The following is a 17,167-nucleotide window of genomic DNA, read 5'->3' on the forward strand; positions in this document are numbered from 1 at the left end:
GCGTCCCCCTCGTCACCGCGCGGGCGGGAACAGGCGCAGGGTCAGGGCGCGGTGGCGGTCCACGGCCGCCCGCGAGTACAGCAGGGGGAAGTGGCCGCCGCTCGCCCACAGGTCGGTGAGGTCGTCGTGGTGGGGGCTGCGGGGGTCGCCGGACTGACCGGGCGCGTTGACCGCCAGGGAACGGTCCCAGTCGCCGACGTCCACCACGATCCGGAAGGACGCCCCGTGGTACTGGCGCCCGGTGGAGTCCGCGGCGGTCAGGTCCACGGTGTCCCCGCTGCCGGGACGGGGCACGCGCCGTCCCCGGGCCCACGCCGGTGGGTCGGGGAGCGCGGCGAGGGGGTGGTCCAACCGGGCGAAGTGGTGCTCGCCCCAGTGCCAGGCGGGCCCGGGCGGACCGAACCGCCCGTCCAGGTCCTGGTAGGCGGCGCCGAGTGAGCGCGCCACGAGGGCCCGCCCCCGTCGGTCGCGGGCCGCCTCCTCCAGCAGCCGCAGCGTCACGCGCGGGTCGGCGGCCCGGTCCGGGTCCGGCAGGAGCGCCCGCACCGCCTCCCCGACGCGTTCGGGGCCGACCAGGTCCCGCAGGCGCTCGCGCAGCAGCGCCGGGCGCAACCGCTGGGAGAACCAGTGCTCGAACAGGGTGGGCTGGGACAGGTCGACCGCCATCGTCCCGTCCCAGGCGCCGTCTCCCAGCAGCCGCAGGGCCCGCGCCGCCCAGGGGTCGTCCGCGCGCAGGTCGGCCAGCACTGCCAGCGTGGCGCGGGCGACCGGGCTCACGTGGTCGTGCTGGAGGCGGGCGACGGCCTCCACGGTCCAGTCGGAGCGCGCGGACAGCTCGTCGGCGAGGCGTTCGTAGCGTTGCGGAGCCGCCCAGTCCCGGGTGACGGTGAACGGCTTCCAGCCGGGCGCGCGGTGGGTGTTGTACTCGTTGGCGGAGGCGAACCACCCCTGTTCCGGCCGGTGAACGGCGGGCAGGTCCGTTCCCGAGCGGTACCCCGCCCACTCGTGGCTCCCGTCGCCGGGCACGGGCAGGGTGCCGTCCCAGTTCGGGCGCACGGGCACCCGGCCCGCGGCGACCCAGCCGTAGCCCCGCGCGTCGGCGTACACCTGGTTCTCACCGGGGGAGCCCCACACCCGCAGCGCGTCGCGGAAGGCCTGGTGGTCCGGCGCCCGCATGTACCGGACACTGCCCAGGTAGGGGGCCATTCCGGGTTCCAGCCAGGCGGCGCGCACCGCGAAGGCGGCGCCGCTTTCGGGGTCGGAGCGCACCAACGGGCCGTGCACGGTGAACTCCAGCCCTACCTCGCGGTCGGGCCCGCCGCGCACCGGAACGCGTTCGGTGACGGTCTCCACGGAACTCCACCCGCCGCCGTGGCGGTACCGTCCCGGGTCGTCGGGGTGCAGCTCGTAGACGTACAGGTCCTCCTGATCGATCGGGAAGATGGTCAGACCGAACGCCACGTGCCCGTTGTGGCCGATGGACACCCCGGGCAGGGCGGGCTCGCCCGCGCCGATCACGTCGAACTCCGGGCAGGTCAGGTGGGTGAGGTAGCGCAGTGCGGGGCTGCCCACCGCGCGGTGGGGGTCGTTGGCCAGGATGGGGCGCCCGGTGGCGGTGCGCTCGCCGCCGATCACCCAGTTGTTGCTGCCGTCGGGTTCGGGTGGGACGGGCACGGTCGCGGACCCGGACAGGTCCACCGGGGCGCACGCCAGCCGGTACACGTCGAGGACCCCGGGGTGGAGCACGTCCAGGTCCAGGCCCTCGGGCACCCTCAGGGGCCCCTCCGGTTCGCGGACCGCGCGCAGGTCCTCTGCCTCGGGGCCCAGGTCGCGCAGGGTGAGTGCCCGGGCCAGCTCCTTCTCCACGTTGGCGTAGAGCCCGTGGGAGCGGACCCGGGCGAGGTCCTCGGGCCGCCAGCGGCTCGGCCGGTACCCGAGCGCGCCGAACTCGGGGCCGAGCAGTCCGGGCTCGCGTTCGGTGAGGGCGACGTAGGCGTTGATCCCGGCCGTGAAGGAGACGGCGGTGGCGTGGACGTCCTCGCCGTAGGAGGCCCACTCGGCCGCCATGTCGCCCCGGTAGAGGAACAGCCGCGCGGCGCGGTCACGCTCCAGGTACCGCTCCCCGAGGACCTCGGAGAGCAGGCCGAGGCCGCGTCGGCGCCACAGGTCGAGCTGGAACAGGCGATCGCGGGCCGCGGTGAAGCCCTGGGCGACGAACGCGTCGTGGGCGCTTCGGGCGCGCACGTGCGGGACGCCCCAGGGGTCGTACACCACCTCCACCGGGCGGTCGAGTCCGTCGACGACGTGGGTGTGCTCCATGCGGACCTCTCGGGGGATGGGGGCGGTGCGCGTGGTTCGTACCCGCCACGGTCCCGGGCATCCGGAAGAGGCGGGGTTCGCCGGTCACGGCGCGGTGCGCGGGTCGCGAGCGGATCGCGGGTGAGGATCGGCGTGGTGTGGCGGTGCTCACGCGCGGGAGCGGTGCGGGTGCTCCGAGTTGCCCAACGTCTATTACCGACTGGTAGGTTCGCTGGGTTACTCGAGAGTAGAAAGGTGGGGGAGTCGTGCACGAGGGAGCGCTGAACCGGCTCAGGCCCGTTCCCGGCGGTCGATTCCGGCTCTTCGTCCTCCACCACGCGGGCGGCTCCCACCTGGGCTACCGGGGCTGGGTGCGCCACTTCCCCCCGGACTGGGAGATCTGCCTGCTCGACGCGCCGGGCCGGGTCCACAGCGCCGACCAGCCGCCGCTGCGCGACGCCCGGGACCTGGCCGCGCGTATGCACGAGGTGGTCCGCCCCGAGCTCGACCTCCCCTTCGGCCTCTTCGGGCACAGCATGGGGGCCCTGGTCGCCTACGAGCTCACCCTGCGCCTCGCCGGTGACGGGACCCCGCCGCGCTGGCTCGGCGCCTCGGCGTGGAGCCCCGCCCCCGGTCCCGAACGGACCAAGCCCCGCCACCTGGTCTCCGAGGACCGCCTACGGGAGACCATCGCCCGCATGGGCGGCACCCCCCGCCGCGCTCTGGACGACCCCGACCTGTGGTCGACCGTGGAACCGCTCGTCCGCGCCGACCTGGAGCTGGTCGACACCTGGAGCCCCGACCCCCGCACCCCGCCCCTGCGGGTCCCGGTGTCGGTCTTCGGGGGAGCCGACGACCGTGGCATGACCCCCCGGCGCCTCGCCGGATGGGTCGACCACGTCGAGGGCGGCCTCACCCACCACACCCTGCCCGGAGACCACTTCTACTTCTCCGGGCGCACCGCCGACGTGGTCGCCCGTATTACCAGGGACGTGGAGCCGCTCCTGGGGTGAGTGCCCGGGCGCCCCACCCCAGGAGCGGGAGGGGCGTCAGCCCCCCGAACGCGTCCCGACCGCGAACACGTAGCCGGGGCCGTCCGCGGACAGCGCCACCCCGCCCCCCAACCGGGCCCGGACCCCGCCGTCGCTCTCCACGACCTCCAGACCTCTCGCGTCCAGCTCGACCTCGGAGGCCGTGCGCTCCTCGTGCGGGCCGTCCGTCAGGTGCACCAGCACCACCTGCTCACCGAGTGTCCTCAGGAACGTCATGTGGTGCTCGCCCGCGTCCAACCAGCGCAGGCCCCCGCCGTGGAGCGCGGGCAGGCCCCGGTGCAGGGCGAGCAGACGACGGTGGGAGTCCAGCACCCGGCGGTCCCAGTCCCCGGGACGGTGCCAGGGCATCGTGCGCCGGGAGTTCTCCCCGTCGCGCCCCTCCAGGCCGATCTCGTCACCCGCGAACACGAACGGCACACCCGGAAGCGCGGCCTGGGCGGCCACCCCCACCGCCTGGAGCAGCGGATCGCCCGTCACCGTGCGAAACCGCGCCGAGTCGTGGGTGCTCAGGGCGTTGACGCTGTGGGTGCGCACCCGCCAGGGCAGCCCGGCGTTGGTGACCCGCATCGCGCGAACGGCCTCGGCGGCGCCGCTGCGGGGCAGCGGGGCCGACGTGTGGGTCGCCGCGAAGCGGACCCCCTCCGGGCCGGTGTTCAGCCAGGCCCACACCGGCCGGGTGAACCCCGCGTAGTTCATCACGCCGTGCCAGCCGTCGTGGCGGGTGTCGGGCCCGGCGTCGTAGAAGTGCTCGGCCAGCAGCCACGCGTCCGGCGCCGCCTCGCGCATCCGGGCGGCGATCTCGCCGGACACCTCGTGGTTGAGGTCCTGGGCGCCGAGCCGGCCGGTCATGTTCGCCACGTCGACGCGCCATCCGTCCAGGCCGTCCTCGCCGCGCAGGCGGTCCACCAGGACCGAGTCGTGCGCACCGTACACGCGTTCGCGCAGGGCCTTCGAGGAGTAGTCGAGCTTGGGCAGAGACCGTACGCCCAGCCAACTCACGTAGGAGTCGGGATGCTCCTCGAAGTAGTAGTAGCCGGCCTCCTCCGAACCGGGGTCGGCCTGGGCCGCCCGGAACCAGACGTGCTCGTCACCGGTGTGGTTGGTGGTGAGGTCGCCCATCACCCGCAGTCCCCGCGCGTGCGCCTCGCGGACCAGTGCGGCCAGGGCCTCGTCCCCGCCCAGCAGCGGGTCCACCCTGTCGAAGTCGGAGGCGTCGTAGCGGTGCGTGGAACGGGCCGGGAAGAACGGGGTCAGGTACACCACCTCGGCGCCCACCGACACCAGGTGGTCCAGGTGGCGGCGCACTCCCTCCAGCGTGCCTCCGTAGTACTCGCCGGGAGCGTCGGGTCCGAATCCGGAGGGCTCGTCGTCCCAGGCGCGGGGGACCGCCCACGCGGGGTGGTCGGCGAGGGGTTCCACCGAGTCGTCGTCGCGGGCGAAGCGGTCGGGGAAGACCTGGTAGAGGGTGGTGGCGGGTACCCAGGAGGGCGGTTCGGGGGCGTTCACCAGACGGAAGTCGGCGTCGTCGGTGACCTCGTGGTCGTGGGCGCCCGCCTGGTTGAGCCACGTGTAGCGGCGGTCGCGCACGATCGCGAAGCGGTAGGGGGTGGCCACGGGCTGGAGGGGGATCTCCACGGCGTACCAGTCCACACCGTGTTCCGAGCGCTCCAGCGCGGCCTCGACCAGGCCCGCCTCACCGTCCTCGACCACGTACGCGTAGACGGAGTCGGCGCCGCCGGGCACCCGGACCCGGAGTCGCGCGCGGCCCCCGTCGAGGCTCACGTAGTCGGGTGAGCCGTCGTGGTGGGGGTCGTGGCTGAAGAGCATGTGGGACTCCAGGAGCGGTAAGGAAATTTCACGTCACATCATGGCAAGAAAACGTCATTGGTGAGAAAGTTTTTACGCGCTCTTCTTGCGGGCGTGGTGAGGCACGTGGTGCGTTCCCCCAGCGCCTCCCGGCATCAGGCACCCACGCGGGGCGCGAACCGGGCGAGTCCGCGCCTCCGCCCCCCTGTCCCGCCGCACCCTTCCGAGTTACCGTGGGTGCATGAGCCTTGAGCTGCCAACCGAAAGACTCCTGATCAGGGAGTGGGAGCTGGGCGATGCCGACGCGGCCCTCCAGATCTACGGGGCCGAGGAGGTCGCGCACTGGCTGACACCGGAGTGGCGCCCGGTGACCGACATCAGCGCGATGCGCTCGGTGCTCCACGCGTGGATCGAGGCGGGGCCGAACCTCATCCCACCCGCGGGGCGCTGGGCGATCGTCGACAGGCAGGACGGCCAACTGGTGGGAGGGCTCTCCCTGAAGCTTCTTCCGCCGTTCGAGGAGGACTTCGAGCTGTCCTGGGCGCTGCGCCCGGACGTGTGGGGGCGGGGCTACGCCACCGAGGCGAGCCGCGCCATCATCGACTGGGCGTTCCAACAGGGGATCGAGGAGGTGTTCGCGGTCGCCCGCCCCCACAACGAGCGCGCGCTCGCCGTGGCCCGCAGGCTCGGCATGGAGTGGGTCGGCGAGACCGAGAAGTACTACGACATGCGACTCCAGGTGTTCCGCATGCGTCCCGGTTGATCCGTGGCGCGTGGAAGGCCCCGGCGCGGCCCGTCGGAGTTCGGCTCCGCTGGGCCGCGCCCGTGCGGGCGGCGCGGGAGGGCCGCCCGTCAGGACAGGAGCTGGCTGATCCGATCGACCTCCTCCTCCGACAGCCGCATCGCGGCCGCGGCCGTGTTCTCCTCCAGGTGCGCCACCCGTGAGGTCCCGGGGATCGGCACCATCACGGGGGAGCGGTGCAGCAGCCAGGCCAGCGCCAGCTGGACGGGGCTCACCCCGTGGCGGGCGGCGAGCCCGGCGAGCGGGGAGTCGGCCGCCGCCATCTCGCCCCGGCCCACCGGCGCCCACGGCAGGAAGGCGATCCCGTCCCGCTCGCACTGTTCGAGGACGTCCTCGGACTGGCGGAAGGACGGCGCGTACTGGTTCTGCACCGACGCGACCGGCGTGATCGCGCGGGCCGCCGACAGCTCGTCCACGCTCACCTCGCTCAGCCCGATGTGCCGGATCTTGCCTTCACTCCGGAGTTCGGCGAGCGCGCCCAACTGGTCGGCCAGGGGCACCTCGGGGTCGATCCGGTGCAGCTGCATGAGGTCGATGCGCTCCACCCCCAGGTGGCGCAGGCTCAGCTCGACCTGCTGGCGCAGGTACTCCGGGCGGCCCAGCCGGTGCCACTGCGCGGGCCCGGTGCGGACGAACCCGGCCTTGGTGCCGATGACCAGGCCCTCGGGGTACGGGTGGAGCGCCTCGCGGATCAACTGTTCGCTGATCTGGGGGCCGTAGGAGTCGGCGGTGTCGATGAAGTCCACGCCCAGCTCGACGGCGCGGCGCAGGACGGCCAGGGCCTCCTCCCGGTCGCGGGGCGGTCCCCACACGCCCTCGCCGACGATGCGCATGGCCCCGAATCCGAGGCGGTGGACGGGCAGGTCCCCTCCGAGGAGGAGCGTGCCCGCCCGCTCCGCGACGGGGGGTGTGCTGTGGGCGTCGGTCACGGTGTTCCTCCTTCTGCGGCACGGCGGCCGGGTGCGTGCCATGCTGCCAGGTCGGCGCGGACACGGCCGTGTCCGCGGCCCCCGTGTCGCCGCCCGTCCCCGGGGCAGGGGGGAGAGGCGTGCCGCTACCGGAAGGCGTCGAGGTGGTCGGCGACCCACCGGGCGTAGGTGCGACCGGGGCGCCCCATGACCCGCTCGTAGTCGGGGGACACGCACTCCTGAGGGTCGGAGCCGGTGCCCGTCTCCTCGTCCGTCGCGGGTTCCCACAACAGCCAGTCGCAGAGCTCGGGAGGGACCCCTCGCGCGAGCCACAGCTCCCGCGCCTGGGCCAGGGTGAGCGGTACGAAGGTGATCTCGCGGCCCAGGGCGCGGGAGATCACGGCGGTGCGCTCGGCCGGGGTGACGGGCTCGGGGCCGGTGATCACGTACGCCCGGCCGTGGTGTCCCCCCTCCACCAGCGCGGCCGCCGCGACGTCCGCCATGTCGGCCTCGTGCACGGGTGCGGCGGGTTCGTCACCCCGGGGGGCGCGCACCACACCCTCGGAGCGGACGGAGTCGGGGAGCGAGTCGAGGTCGTTGACCATGAACTCGCCCCCGCGCAGGTGGGTCCACTCCAGGCCGGAGCGCTCGACCGCCTCCTCCACGGGGCGGTGGTGCAGGTGCCCGTAGTTGTGGTCGGTGTCGGCGCCGGGATCGGTCTCGACCGAGGCGGAGGACATCAGGACGATCCGCCACACTCCGGCGGCGCGGGCCCGCCGCACCACCTCCTCGGCGGTCTCGGGGTGGGGGTAGAGCATGACCGCGTCGACGCCGTCGAAGACGCCGTCCAGGGTCGTGGGGGCCTCCAGGTCGCCCGCGACGGGCTCGACCCCCTCGGGGAAGACGCGGCGGGCGGGGTCGCGGCTGAGCGCACGGACGGCGGCGCCGCGTTCGAGGAGGCGCGGGACCACCAGGGAGCCGACGGTTCCGCTGGCTCCGGTCACCAGGACGCGCATGGCAGGGTCCTTTCCGTGGGGGATATGGAACTCCTTGGAATCATAATGGGACACCAGTGTCTCATAAAAGGGTTGTGGCATCCCTTTCTGGTGCGGCCGATAGGTTGGCGCCATGACGAGCACCGAGAACCCGAGGACGGGGGTGCGCGCCCGGACCCGGGGGGCGATCCTGCGCGCGGCCGCCGCCGTCCTGGCACACGACCGCGCCGCGCCGCTCTCGGAGGTGGCCGAGAGGGCGCGGGTGGGGCGCAGTACGCTGCACCGCTACTTCCCGGACCGCGACGTGTTGTTGGCCGCCACCTACGAGGAGGCGCTGTCGGAGATCGGCCGGGTGATGGACGAGGCGCGCGCACAGGAGGGGCCCGCGGCGCAGGCCCTGCGCCGGGTGGTCGCCGCGCACGTGGAGGTGGGCGACTGGGTGGTGTTCGCCTTCGGTGACACCGCCAACGAGGTCTTCGACGACGCGCCCGACGCCGCCGACCCCGAACCGGAGATCCTCACGGACCTGGTGCGCCGGGGTCAGGAGGAGGGGGTCTTCGACCCCGAGGCCGACCCCGCCTGGGTGGTCCAGGTCCTGTGGGCGCTGATCTTCACCGGTCTCGAGCAGGTCGGTCGCGGGCGGATGCCGCGGCACGCGGTGACTCCCGCTGTCGTGCGCGTCCTGGAGCGGGGGGTCGGCGCCTGAGGGGGCGGGGGCCGGAGGCGGGGTCGGCGTGGGGGCGGCCGTTCAGCGGCCGCGCCCGGCGGGGGCGGCCGCGCGCGCCTGGAGGGTGGGCGCGGCCAGCGCCACGCGGTGCTCGCCGCAGCGGCAGCGCTGGTAGATGACCACGCCCTCGCTGGTCGTGTGGGTGGAGTCGGTGGTCCAGCGGTGTTCGTGTTCGGTCATGGCCCCAGTCTGATGTAATGGCATTATGCATCTCAACCCTTACGGACAGGGTCCGCTCACCCTGGCGGTGGATCTGGCCAACCGCCCCTGCGCCGACACCGCCGACCTCGAACGACGCTGTGCGCAGGCCGGATTCCTGCTGGAGCGCCCGGTGGGGCGCGACGACCTCGCCCGGGTCCGCTCCTTCCTCGACGGGTGGGCGGCCGTCGTCGACAGCGCCGACCCGCGGAGCCGGGCCACGCGCCTCAACGACCTGCTCACCGAGTACTCGGGGCCGCCGAGGCTCACCAACCACGCGGGGACCGGCTGGCACCTGCACTACCGCCCCGACGACCTGCCCGCCCACCGGCAGATCGCGTCCCTGATCGCGGTCGGCACCGCCCTGCACCTGACCGGCCGGGGCATGCACCGCCTGGGGCGGTGCGCCGCGGGCGGCTGCGCGCTCGTGTACGCCGACTTCTCCCGCAACGGCCGACAGCGCTACTGCTCGCCCGCGTGCGGCAACCGCGACGCCGTCCGACGCCACCGGGCCCGGTCCGCCGAGCACGGGGAGGGGGCCGACGCCACACCCTGAGCCCCCGCCCGACCAGCGAGGATGTGAGACTGGTGCGATGGAAGAAGGTCTCCCGCGCCTCGACGCGAGCAGCCAGCGCGCCCTCATGGACCTGCTGGCTCGGCTGGCGGAGGGCCGTCACCCCTCCGCCCAGGACGTCACCGGTCTCCTGGGCGCCGTCGACGCCGCCCTGGTGGACCGGATCAGGGAGCTGTCCGCGCGCCTGCGCCGCCTCAGCCGCCGCGAGGGCGAACTCTCGGCACTGATCGCCAGCACCCGCGACCTGGTCGAGGTCAGGGACGTCGAGCCCTTGCTCAGGAGGCTGGTCGACCGCGCGCACGACCTTGTCGGCACCGACGTCACCTACTTGTCGGTCTACGACAAGGACACCGACGAACTCTTCGTCCGGGCCAGCCGCGGCACCGTCTCTCCCCGCTTCCCGGGCCTGCGCGTGCCCGCCGGGGCCGGGATCGCCAGCCGCGTCGTGCGCGCCAACGCGCCGCAGTGGACCTCGGACTACGGGGAACGCGACGACTTCGACCGCGACCCCGGGATCGACGCCGCCATCGCCGAAGAACAGTTGCGCTCCCTCGTCGGCGTGCCGATGTCCGCCAACGGGGAGATCCTCGGAGTCCTGTTCGCCGCCGACCGCGCCTCCCGTCCCTTCGCCCGAGAGGAGATCGCCCTGCTCTCGGCCTTCGCCGACCAGGCGGCGGTCATCCTCCACACGGCCCGCCTCTTCGCCGCCGCCACGGAGGCCGCCGACCGGGCCGAACGGCACGCCGAGGCCATGAACGCCGCGGCGCGCGTGCACGAACGGCTGACCGCGCTGGTCCTGTCCGGCCACGGCCCGCACGAGGTGGCCCTCACCCTGGCGGAGTCCCTGAGCCGTCCGGTCGCCATCGCCGACCGCGACCTGCGCCCGGTCACCCGTACCCGCGGGGCCTCGGAGGGGTGGTGGCCGGGCGGGCGGCTCGCCCCCGGGGTCGCGCGGGCCCTGGCGCGCAGTCGTGAGTCGGGGCACTGCGCCCGGGTGGAGGGCCCCGGACCGGAGGTGGTGGTCGCGGTCTCGGCCGGGTCCGACCTGCTGGGGCTCCTGCTCGTGGGGGAGGGCGACGGACCGCTGAGCGACGTGGAGCGCCGCACCGTCGAACGCTGCGGGCAGATCCTCGCCCTGCTCACCATGCAGAGCGAGGCCGTCACCCATGCCGAGGAGCGGGTGCGCGGAGAGCTCGCCCTCGACCTGTTCTCCGGCGCGGCCGACACCGACACCCTCCGCCGCCGGGCCTCGGCACGCGGCATCGTCCTCGACCAGCCCTGGACCGTGGTCGTCGTCCCCGTCCCCGACCGCCACCGGCACGCCCTGCACCGCGCCCTGGCCGTCCACCCGGGGTGGATGTCCGCACCGCAGGGCGAGGGCGTCAGCGTCCTCGTCCCCGGTCGGGACCCCACCTCGGCCGCCACCCTGGTGGCCCAGCGGGTCGGTGCGGTCACGGACGCCCCCGCCCTGGCGGTGGGCGCCGCCGTCCCCGACCTCCCCGGCCTGCCCGCCGTGCTCGCCGAGGCCTGGGAGTGCGCCGCCTTCCTGCCCTCCCTGGGCGTGTGCGAGGGAGCCCACGAGGTGGACGACTACGCCCCCTACCTGGCGATGTTCGGCACCGACGGCGGCCGCGCGCTCGCCTTCGTGGACCGGGTGATCGGCCCCGTCGTGGAGTGGGACGCCCGGCACCACTCCGACCTGACCGGCACCATCACCGCGCTCGCCGGGAGCGGTGGGAGCGTGACCCGGGCCGCGCGGGTCCTCTACGTCCACCCCAACACCGTCAAACAGCGGTTGGAGCGGGTGACCTCGCTCCTGGGCGAGGACTGGAGGTCGGCCGAATCACTGTTCCGGGTCACCGTCGCCACCCGCCTCCACCTGCTCAGACAGAACGGAAAGTGACACGTCGAGCCCGTGTTTCCTGTCCGTTTCGGACATGTCGCCGGGGTGAACGGCGCTGCTTGGATGGACCAATCCTCAAGTGACGTACCCCACACCGGGGGCGCCCTTTCCCTCAGGAGTGAATCCACACGTGGTGCACACCAGCAGGTTGTCCGGTCTCCGATCCCTCACCGTGGCGGAGCGGCGCACGCGCCTGGCCTCCGCGGCCGGTCTGGACGAGACCGTGTTCGACGCCCTCGACCAGCACGGTCTGAGCGTGGCCGCCGCCGACCACATGATCGAGAACGCCGTCGGCGTCATGGGCGTCCCGGTCGGGGTCGCCACCAACTTCACCGTCAACGGGCACGACGTCCTGGTGCCGATGGCCACGGAGGAGCCCTCCGTGGTGGCGGCCGCCAGCAACGCCGCCCGCATCGCCCGTGTCCGGGGCGGTTTCCACACCAGCTCGACCGGGCCGGTCATGCAGGCACAGGTCCAGGTCGTCGACGTGACCGACCCCGAGTCCGCCCGGCTGCGCGTCCTGGAGGCCCGGGACGAGCTCGTCGCCCTGGCCAACGCCCAGGACCCCCGGCTCGTCGAGGTCGGCGGAGGGGTGCGCGACCTCACCGTGCGCACCGTCCGCGCCTTCGACGAGACCTACGTGGTGGCCCACCTGGTCGTCGACGTACGCGACGCCATGGGCGCCAACGCGGTCAACACGATGGCGGAGGCCGTGGCACCGCGCCTGGCCGGGATCGCCGGGGGGCGCCCCGTGCTGCGCATCCTCACCAACAAGGCCGACCTGCGGCTCAGCCGCGCCCGGGCCGTCCTGGACACCGAGGCGCTCGGCGGCGAGGCCGTCGCCACCGACATGGTCCACGCCTACCGCCTGGCCGCCGCCGATCCCTACCGTGCCGCCACCCACAACAAGGGCATCATGAACGGCGTTTCCGCGGTCGTGCTGGCCACCGGCAACGACACCAGGGCCGTGGAGGCCGGGGCGCACTCCCACGCTGTCGACGCCGAGGGGCGCTACACCTCGCTGTCGACCTTCGAGCGCGACACGGACGGCAACGTCGTGGCCACCCTGGAACTGCCGACCCCGGTGGGCCTGGTCGGCGGCGCGACCCGCACCCACCCGGCCGCCCAGGCCGCTGTGGCGCTCACCGGGATCACCGACGCCACCGCGCTCGGCGAACTCGTCACCGCCGTGGGGCTGGCCCAGAACATCGCGGCCGTGCGGGCCCTCGCGGGAGAGGGCATCCAGCGCGGCCACATGTCGCTGCACGCCAGGAACATCGCCGTCACCGCGGGAGCCCGCGGCGACGAGGTGGACCGCGTCGTGGCGGTGCTCATCCAGGAGAAGGCCATCCGGCAGGACCGTGCCGAGGCCGTCCTCGACCAGCTGAGGGGACGATGATGACCGAACCGACGACGGATCGGGAGGAGGACGGCGGCCGCCTCCTGGAGATCTGGGGCGACACCGTCGACTCCCGCCACACCGTCTGGGCGATCGCCCTGGGAGTCGGCGTGACCGTGCCCCTGTACCTGGGCTCGGAGCTGTTGTTCTCCCGGCTGGTCGACGACGCCACCGTCGCGGGGACCTACGCGCTCCTGGTCGGCCTGGTCGGCTGTCTGCTGGCCGGGTTCGGCGGAGCCCTGCTGTTCCCGCCCAAGCGCGTGGTCACCGAGCACGCGCCCACCGAGCAGAGCAGGCGGGCCGCGATGGACGCCGTCGAGGCCGACTACGGCCCGCTCGGCGACCCCACCGAACTGTCCGAACCCGTGCGGAGGGAACTGCGCGCGCTCGGACTCTTCGACGACCTGCTGGCGCAGCACCGGCGCCGCGGCGAGGAGCGAGAACCGTGAGTCCCGAACTGCTGACCGACGCCTCCTGGGCCCTGGGCATGGGCCTGATCGGCGCCGTGGTCTTCGCCTTCATCGGCCTCGCGTCCTACACGGACGAGACGGCCACCATCGCGCCGCTGACCCTGCTGGTGGTGCTGCTCGGCGTCCCGCCCGCCGGCGTGTTCACCTTCTTCATGGCGGGGATCGTCGCCAAGCACATCACCCACGCCATCCCCACGGCCCTGCTGGGCATCCCCGGCGACACCCTGGCCGTCCCCATGCTCAGGGACGCCCAACTGCTCCGTGAGCTCGGGGTGCCGCACATCGCCCTGCGCAAGGCGATCTCGGGCGGTGTGATCGCCGCCTTCCTGTCGGTGCCCCTGGCCGTGCTCTTCGCCTGGGCGTTGAGTCCCTTCGCCGACGCCATCGGCGAGGCGGCGCCGTGGATCTTCGTGGTCGCGGCGGTCCTGATCGCCTACACCTCGAAGGGCAAGCTGGCAGCGGTGCTCGCCCTGGTGCCGTTCGTTCTACTGGTCGTGGGCATGCAGGCCTTCGTGTCCCAGACCACCGGGGGGACGCTGACCATCAGCTTCTTCCTCGGCATCGCCACGGGGCCGCTCATCGCGGACCTGTTCCTGTCGCTGGCTCCCTCGGGCCGGGACGCGCTGCGGCGCCGGGCGCGTCGCCGCTTCGACCTGGCACCCGACACCCGGACCTGGTCCGGGCGGCTGCCCAACCCGCTCAAGGTACTGGACCGCAAACAGGTCGCGTACACGAGCGCCGCCGCCGGAGTCTCCAGCGCGACGTTCGTGTTCTCCCCGGTGGCCATGACGGTCCTCATGGGCGAGATCGTCGGTGCCCGGATCAAGAACGGGTACCACCGGCTCACCACCGTGATGTCGGTGCGCAACGGCACCACCGAGTCCACCTACATCGCCGAGACGCTGATTCCGCTGATCGCGCTGGGTCTGCCGCTCTCCCCGATGGCCGCGGGCCCGGCCGCGCCGCTGTTCAACGCCCCGCCGGTGCACACCGTCAACACCGAGACCGGGGAGACCCACAACCTGCACGACCTGCTGTCCAGCGGTGAGTTCCTGGTCTACGGTCTGCTGGGCGTGGTCATCGCCTCGGTGATCGCCTACCCGTTCGCGATGACCTACGCGCACCGGGCGGCCTCGTTCGTCATGCGCCGGATCTCGCACGAGGCGATCATCGGCGCCTTCGCCGGGCTGATCCTGGTGATCTGCCTGTACGAGGGCGGCCTGCTCGCGGTGGGCGTGACCCTGACCGTGGGCCTGGTCGGAGGTCTCTTCGGAAAGATGTTCAACATGCACAGCGGCGTGCAGTTCATGGGCTTCTACGTCGCGGTCCTGACTGTGCCCCAGCTGCTCGCCCTGGCGGCCTGAGCCGCCCCCACCCGAGGACGCCGCGCGGCCCGACCCCGTCCTGGTCGGGCCGCGCAGCCGTGTCCGGGGTCAGCGCGCGGTGTCGCGGCGGGCGACGGAGGCCAGGTCGGCCTCGATGCGCGCGGTGGTCTCCAGGAGGGCGGGGAGCAGGTCGCGGCGCACGTCGTCGATGGAGGAGCGGTTGGCGTGCGCGGAGACGTTGGTCGCGGCGATGACCCGCCCGTCGGCGTCGCGGACCGGCGCGGCCAGTGAGCGCAGGCCCTCCTCCAGCTCCTGGTCGACGATCGCGTACCCCTGTTCGCGCACCCGCAGGATCTCGGCCCGCAGGTCGGCGGGGTCGGTGAGGGTGAACCGGGTCAGCGGCCTCAGGGTGACCCGCCCCAGGTAGGCGTCGAGTTCGTCGTCGCCGTACCCGGCGAGCAGCACGCGGCCCATCGAGGTGGTGGAGGCGGGGAAGCGGGTGCCGACGGCGATGGACACGGCCATGATGCGCGAGGTGGCCACGCGCGCGACGTAGAGGACGTCGTCGCCGTCCAGGACCGACACCGAGGCCGACTCGCGCACCCGGGCGGAGAGGTCCTCCAGGTGCGGTTGGGCCACGTCGGGCAGTCCGGCGGAGGCCACGTAGGCGTATCCGAGCTCGAGTACGCGCGGGGTCAGCGCGAACATCCGGCCGTCGGTGCGCACGTACCCGAGGTCCACCAGGGTCAACAGGAAGCGCCGGGCCGCGGCGCGGGTGAGGTCGGTGGCGCGGGCCACCTCGCTGAGGGTCATGGCGGGGCGCTCGGCCGAGAAGGCGCGGACGACCATGAGTCCCCGCTCCAGGGACTGCACGAAGTGGGCGCCGCGTTCGGGGGCGTCTTCGGTGGTCATGGGGCCTTCCGGTTCGGGTACGGGGGCACGTTCGCGCGGCGCGGGGTCACGGTCACCGCGATGTTCTCATACCGAACAGGGGGGCCGAACCTTGACCCGTCCTGTGATCGGCGCTACCGTCATACCCAGTTGTTCGCAGTGTGAACATTAATTCGCTATACGAACGGGAGGGTCACCATGGCCGTGCCCCTGGACGAGGCGGTCCGGCAGCTCATCCACGACGGCGACACCGTCGCCCTGGAGGGGTTCACCCACCTCATCCCCGTGGCCGCCGGGCACGAGATCATCCGCCAGGGCCTGCGGGACCTCACCCTGGTCCGCATGACGCCCGACATCGTCTACGACCAGCTCATCGGCGCCGGGTGCGCCCGCCGACTGGTCTTCTCCTGGGGCGGCAACCCCGGTGTGGGCTCCCTGCACCGCTTCCGCGACGCGGTCACCCACGGCTGGCCCGCCCCCCTGGAGATCGAGGAACACAGCCACGCCGGGATGGCCAACCGCTACGTCGCCGGCGCCTCCGGGCTCCCCTTCGCGGTGCTGCGCGGATACAGCGGCACCGACCTCGTCGAGCACAACGACCACATCCGGGCCGTCACCTGTCCCTTCACCGGACAGGAGCTGGCCGCGGTCCCCGCCCTCAACCCCGACGTCGCCGTCATCCACGCCCAGCGGGCCGACACCCGAGGCAACGTCCAGCTGTGGGGCATCACCGGCATCCAGAAGGAGGCCGCCCTGGCCTCCACGCGCGTCCTGGTCACTGTGGAGGAGGTCGTGGACGCCCTCGACCCCGTCCCCGGGCAGGTGATCCTGCCCAGCCGGGTCGTCGACGCCGTCAGCGTCGCTCCCGGCGGCGCCGCGCCCTCCTACGCGCACGGCTACTACGAGCGGGACAACGCCGCCTACCGCGCCTGGGACGCGATCGGGCGCGACCGGGACGCCTTCACCGCCTGGCTCGCCGACCTCACCTGCGGCACCGCCCCCCAGACCCCCTCGGCGCCCACCGACCCCGGTGCCGACCCCCGACCCGTAGGGAGAGGCGCGTGACCACCGTGACCTGGACGTCCGACGAGATCATGACCGTCACCGCGGCGCGCTCGCTGCGCGACGGGATGGCCTGCTTCGTCGGCATCGGCCTGCCGAGCACCGCGGCCAACGTGGCCAGCCGCACGCACGCCCCCGACCTGTGGATGATCTACGAGTCCGGGACCCTGGGCGCCGCGCCCGACCACCTGCCGCTGTCCATCGGCGACGGCGTCCTGGCCGACACCGCCGACACCGTGGTGTCGGTTCCCGAGGTCTTCAACTACTGGCTCCAGGCCGGACGCATCGACGCCGGGTTCCTCGGCGCCGCCCAGATCGACCGGTACGCCAACATCAACACCACCGTCATCGGCGACTACGACGCACCACGGGTGCGACTGCCCGGGGCGGGGGGCGCCCCCGAGATCGCCGCCTCCTGCCGCGAGGTCATCGTCATCATGCGCCACAACAGCCGCGCGTTCGTCGAGAGGGTCGACTTCGTGACCTCGGTCGGCCACGGGTCGGGGCCCGGCGACCGCGAACGGCTCGGCCTGACCGGCTCCGGACCCGTCCGGGTCATCACCGACCTCGGAGTCCTCGAACCCGACCCCCGCACCCGCGAACTCACCCTCGTGGGCCTGCACCCCGGAGTGGAGGTCGCCACCGTGCGCGAGGCCACCGGCTGGGACCTGCGCGTCTCCGACGACCTCGCGCGCACCCCCGCCCCCACCGACACCGAGCTCGCCGTCGTCCGCTCCCTGACCGGCGCGGCCTGAAC

Annotated in this window: 16 protein-coding genes; 10 read left to right on the plus strand and 6 right to left on the minus strand. The window is 73.4% G+C overall.

Features of this window, described 5'->3' with window-relative positions:
* Positions 1–12: 12 nt before the first annotated feature.
* On the minus strand, positions 13–2,319 hold the full coding sequence (locus tag ABZ635_RS17600) for a penicillin acylase family protein (RefSeq protein WP_357765929.1): 2,307 nt from the start codon (positions 2,317–2,319) through the stop codon (positions 13–15).
* Positions 2,320–2,564: 245 nt separating this feature from the next.
* Here ABZ635_RS17600 and ABZ635_RS17605 point away from each other — a divergent pair, with 245 nt between their 5' ends.
* Complete coding sequence (locus ABZ635_RS17605; protein ID WP_357765931.1) at positions 2,565–3,311, plus strand: thioesterase domain-containing protein; 747 nt, start codon at positions 2,565–2,567, stop codon at positions 3,309–3,311.
* Between the two features lie 36 nt (positions 3,312–3,347).
* On the opposite strand, the gene ABZ635_RS17610 is transcribed toward ABZ635_RS17605, so the two are convergent.
* Positions 3,348–5,177, minus strand: a complete 1,830-nt coding sequence (locus ABZ635_RS17610; protein WP_357765934.1) for a glycoside hydrolase family 13 protein — start codon at positions 5,175–5,177, stop codon at positions 3,348–3,350.
* Positions 5,178–5,397: 220 nt separating this feature from the next.
* Here ABZ635_RS17610 and ABZ635_RS17615 point away from each other — a divergent pair, with 220 nt between their 5' ends.
* A complete protein-coding gene (locus tag ABZ635_RS17615; RefSeq protein WP_357765936.1) occupies positions 5,398–5,919 on the plus strand; it encodes a GNAT family N-acetyltransferase in 522 nt (173 codons plus the stop codon).
* An 89-nt stretch (positions 5,920–6,008) separates the two neighbouring features.
* On the opposite strand, the gene ABZ635_RS17620 is transcribed toward ABZ635_RS17615, so the two are convergent.
* On the minus strand, positions 6,009–6,887 hold the full coding sequence (locus ABZ635_RS17620; RefSeq protein WP_357765938.1) for an aldo/keto reductase: 879 nt from the start codon (positions 6,885–6,887) through the stop codon (positions 6,009–6,011).
* 125 nt (positions 6,888–7,012) lie between these two features.
* Positions 7,013–7,882 (minus strand): NAD(P)H-binding protein, encoded by an 870-nt coding sequence (locus tag ABZ635_RS17625; protein ID WP_357765940.1) that lies wholly within the window; start codon positions 7,880–7,882, stop codon positions 7,013–7,015.
* A 112-nt stretch (positions 7,883–7,994) separates the two neighbouring features.
* On the opposite strand from ABZ635_RS17625, the gene ABZ635_RS17630 reads away from it, so the two are divergent.
* Entirely contained in the window at positions 7,995–8,567 is a 573-nt protein-coding gene (locus ABZ635_RS17630) for a TetR/AcrR family transcriptional regulator (RefSeq protein ID WP_357765943.1), read from the plus strand.
* A 42-nt stretch (positions 8,568–8,609) separates the two neighbouring features.
* On the opposite strand, the gene ABZ635_RS17635 is transcribed toward ABZ635_RS17630, so the two are convergent.
* The gene (locus ABZ635_RS17635) at positions 8,610–8,768 is read right to left on the minus strand and encodes a hypothetical protein (RefSeq protein WP_357765946.1); all 159 of its coding nucleotides are present in this window, start codon (positions 8,766–8,768) and stop codon (positions 8,610–8,612) included.
* Positions 8,769–8,793: 25 nt separating this feature from the next.
* On the opposite strand from ABZ635_RS17635, the gene ABZ635_RS17640 reads away from it, so the two are divergent.
* The 5 genes from ABZ635_RS17640 (at position 8,794) to ABZ635_RS17660 (ending at position 14,496) form a co-directional block, all read left to right on the plus strand.
* Positions 8,794–9,342 carry a CGNR zinc finger domain-containing protein gene (locus tag ABZ635_RS17640; RefSeq protein ID WP_357765948.1) on the plus strand — a complete coding sequence of 183 codons (549 nt, stop codon included), beginning with the start codon at positions 8,794–8,796 and terminating at the stop codon, positions 9,340–9,342.
* A 37-nt stretch (positions 9,343–9,379) separates the two neighbouring features.
* Positions 9,380–11,263, plus strand: a complete 1,884-nt coding sequence (locus ABZ635_RS17645; protein WP_357765951.1) for a GAF domain-containing protein — start codon at positions 9,380–9,382, stop codon at positions 11,261–11,263.
* Between the two features lie 130 nt (positions 11,264–11,393).
* The gene (locus ABZ635_RS17650) at positions 11,394–12,662 is read left to right on the plus strand and encodes a hydroxymethylglutaryl-CoA reductase, degradative (RefSeq protein WP_357765954.1); all 1,269 of its coding nucleotides are present in this window, start codon (positions 11,394–11,396) and stop codon (positions 12,660–12,662) included.
* Positions 12,662–13,111, plus strand: a complete 450-nt coding sequence (locus ABZ635_RS17655; RefSeq protein ID WP_357765957.1) for a hypothetical protein — start codon at positions 12,662–12,664, stop codon at positions 13,109–13,111. Before ABZ635_RS17650 ends, ABZ635_RS17655 begins: the two co-directional genes overlap by 1 nt.
* Complete coding sequence (locus tag ABZ635_RS17660; RefSeq protein WP_357765960.1) at positions 13,108–14,496, plus strand: tripartite tricarboxylate transporter permease; 1,389 nt, start codon at positions 13,108–13,110, stop codon at positions 14,494–14,496. Before ABZ635_RS17655 ends, ABZ635_RS17660 begins: the two co-directional genes overlap by 4 nt.
* A 69-nt stretch (positions 14,497–14,565) precedes the next feature.
* Here the strand turns inward: ABZ635_RS17660 and ABZ635_RS17665 are convergent, their stop codons facing one another.
* Entirely contained in the window at positions 14,566–15,369 is an 804-nt protein-coding gene (locus tag ABZ635_RS17665) for an IclR family transcriptional regulator C-terminal domain-containing protein (RefSeq protein ID WP_357765963.1), read from the minus strand.
* A gap of 177 nt (positions 15,370–15,546) precedes the next feature.
* On the opposite strand from ABZ635_RS17665, the gene ABZ635_RS17670 reads away from it, so the two are divergent.
* Both ABZ635_RS17670 and ABZ635_RS17675 read left to right on the plus strand, forming a co-directional pair.
* A complete protein-coding gene (locus ABZ635_RS17670; RefSeq protein WP_357765965.1) occupies positions 15,547–16,413 on the plus strand; it encodes a CoA-transferase in 867 nt (288 codons plus the stop codon).
* Positions 16,410–17,165: a CoA-transferase subunit beta gene (locus ABZ635_RS17675; protein ID WP_357765967.1), complete on the plus strand. Its 756-nt coding sequence runs from the start codon at positions 16,410–16,412 to the stop codon at positions 17,163–17,165. Before ABZ635_RS17670 ends, ABZ635_RS17675 begins: the two co-directional genes overlap by 4 nt.
* The last annotated feature ends 2 nt before the right edge of the window (positions 17,166–17,167 follow it).

Source organism: Nocardiopsis sp. NPDC007018 (assembly GCF_040635075.1).
Classification (GTDB): Bacteria; Actinomycetota; Actinomycetes; order Streptosporangiales; family Streptosporangiaceae; genus Nocardiopsis.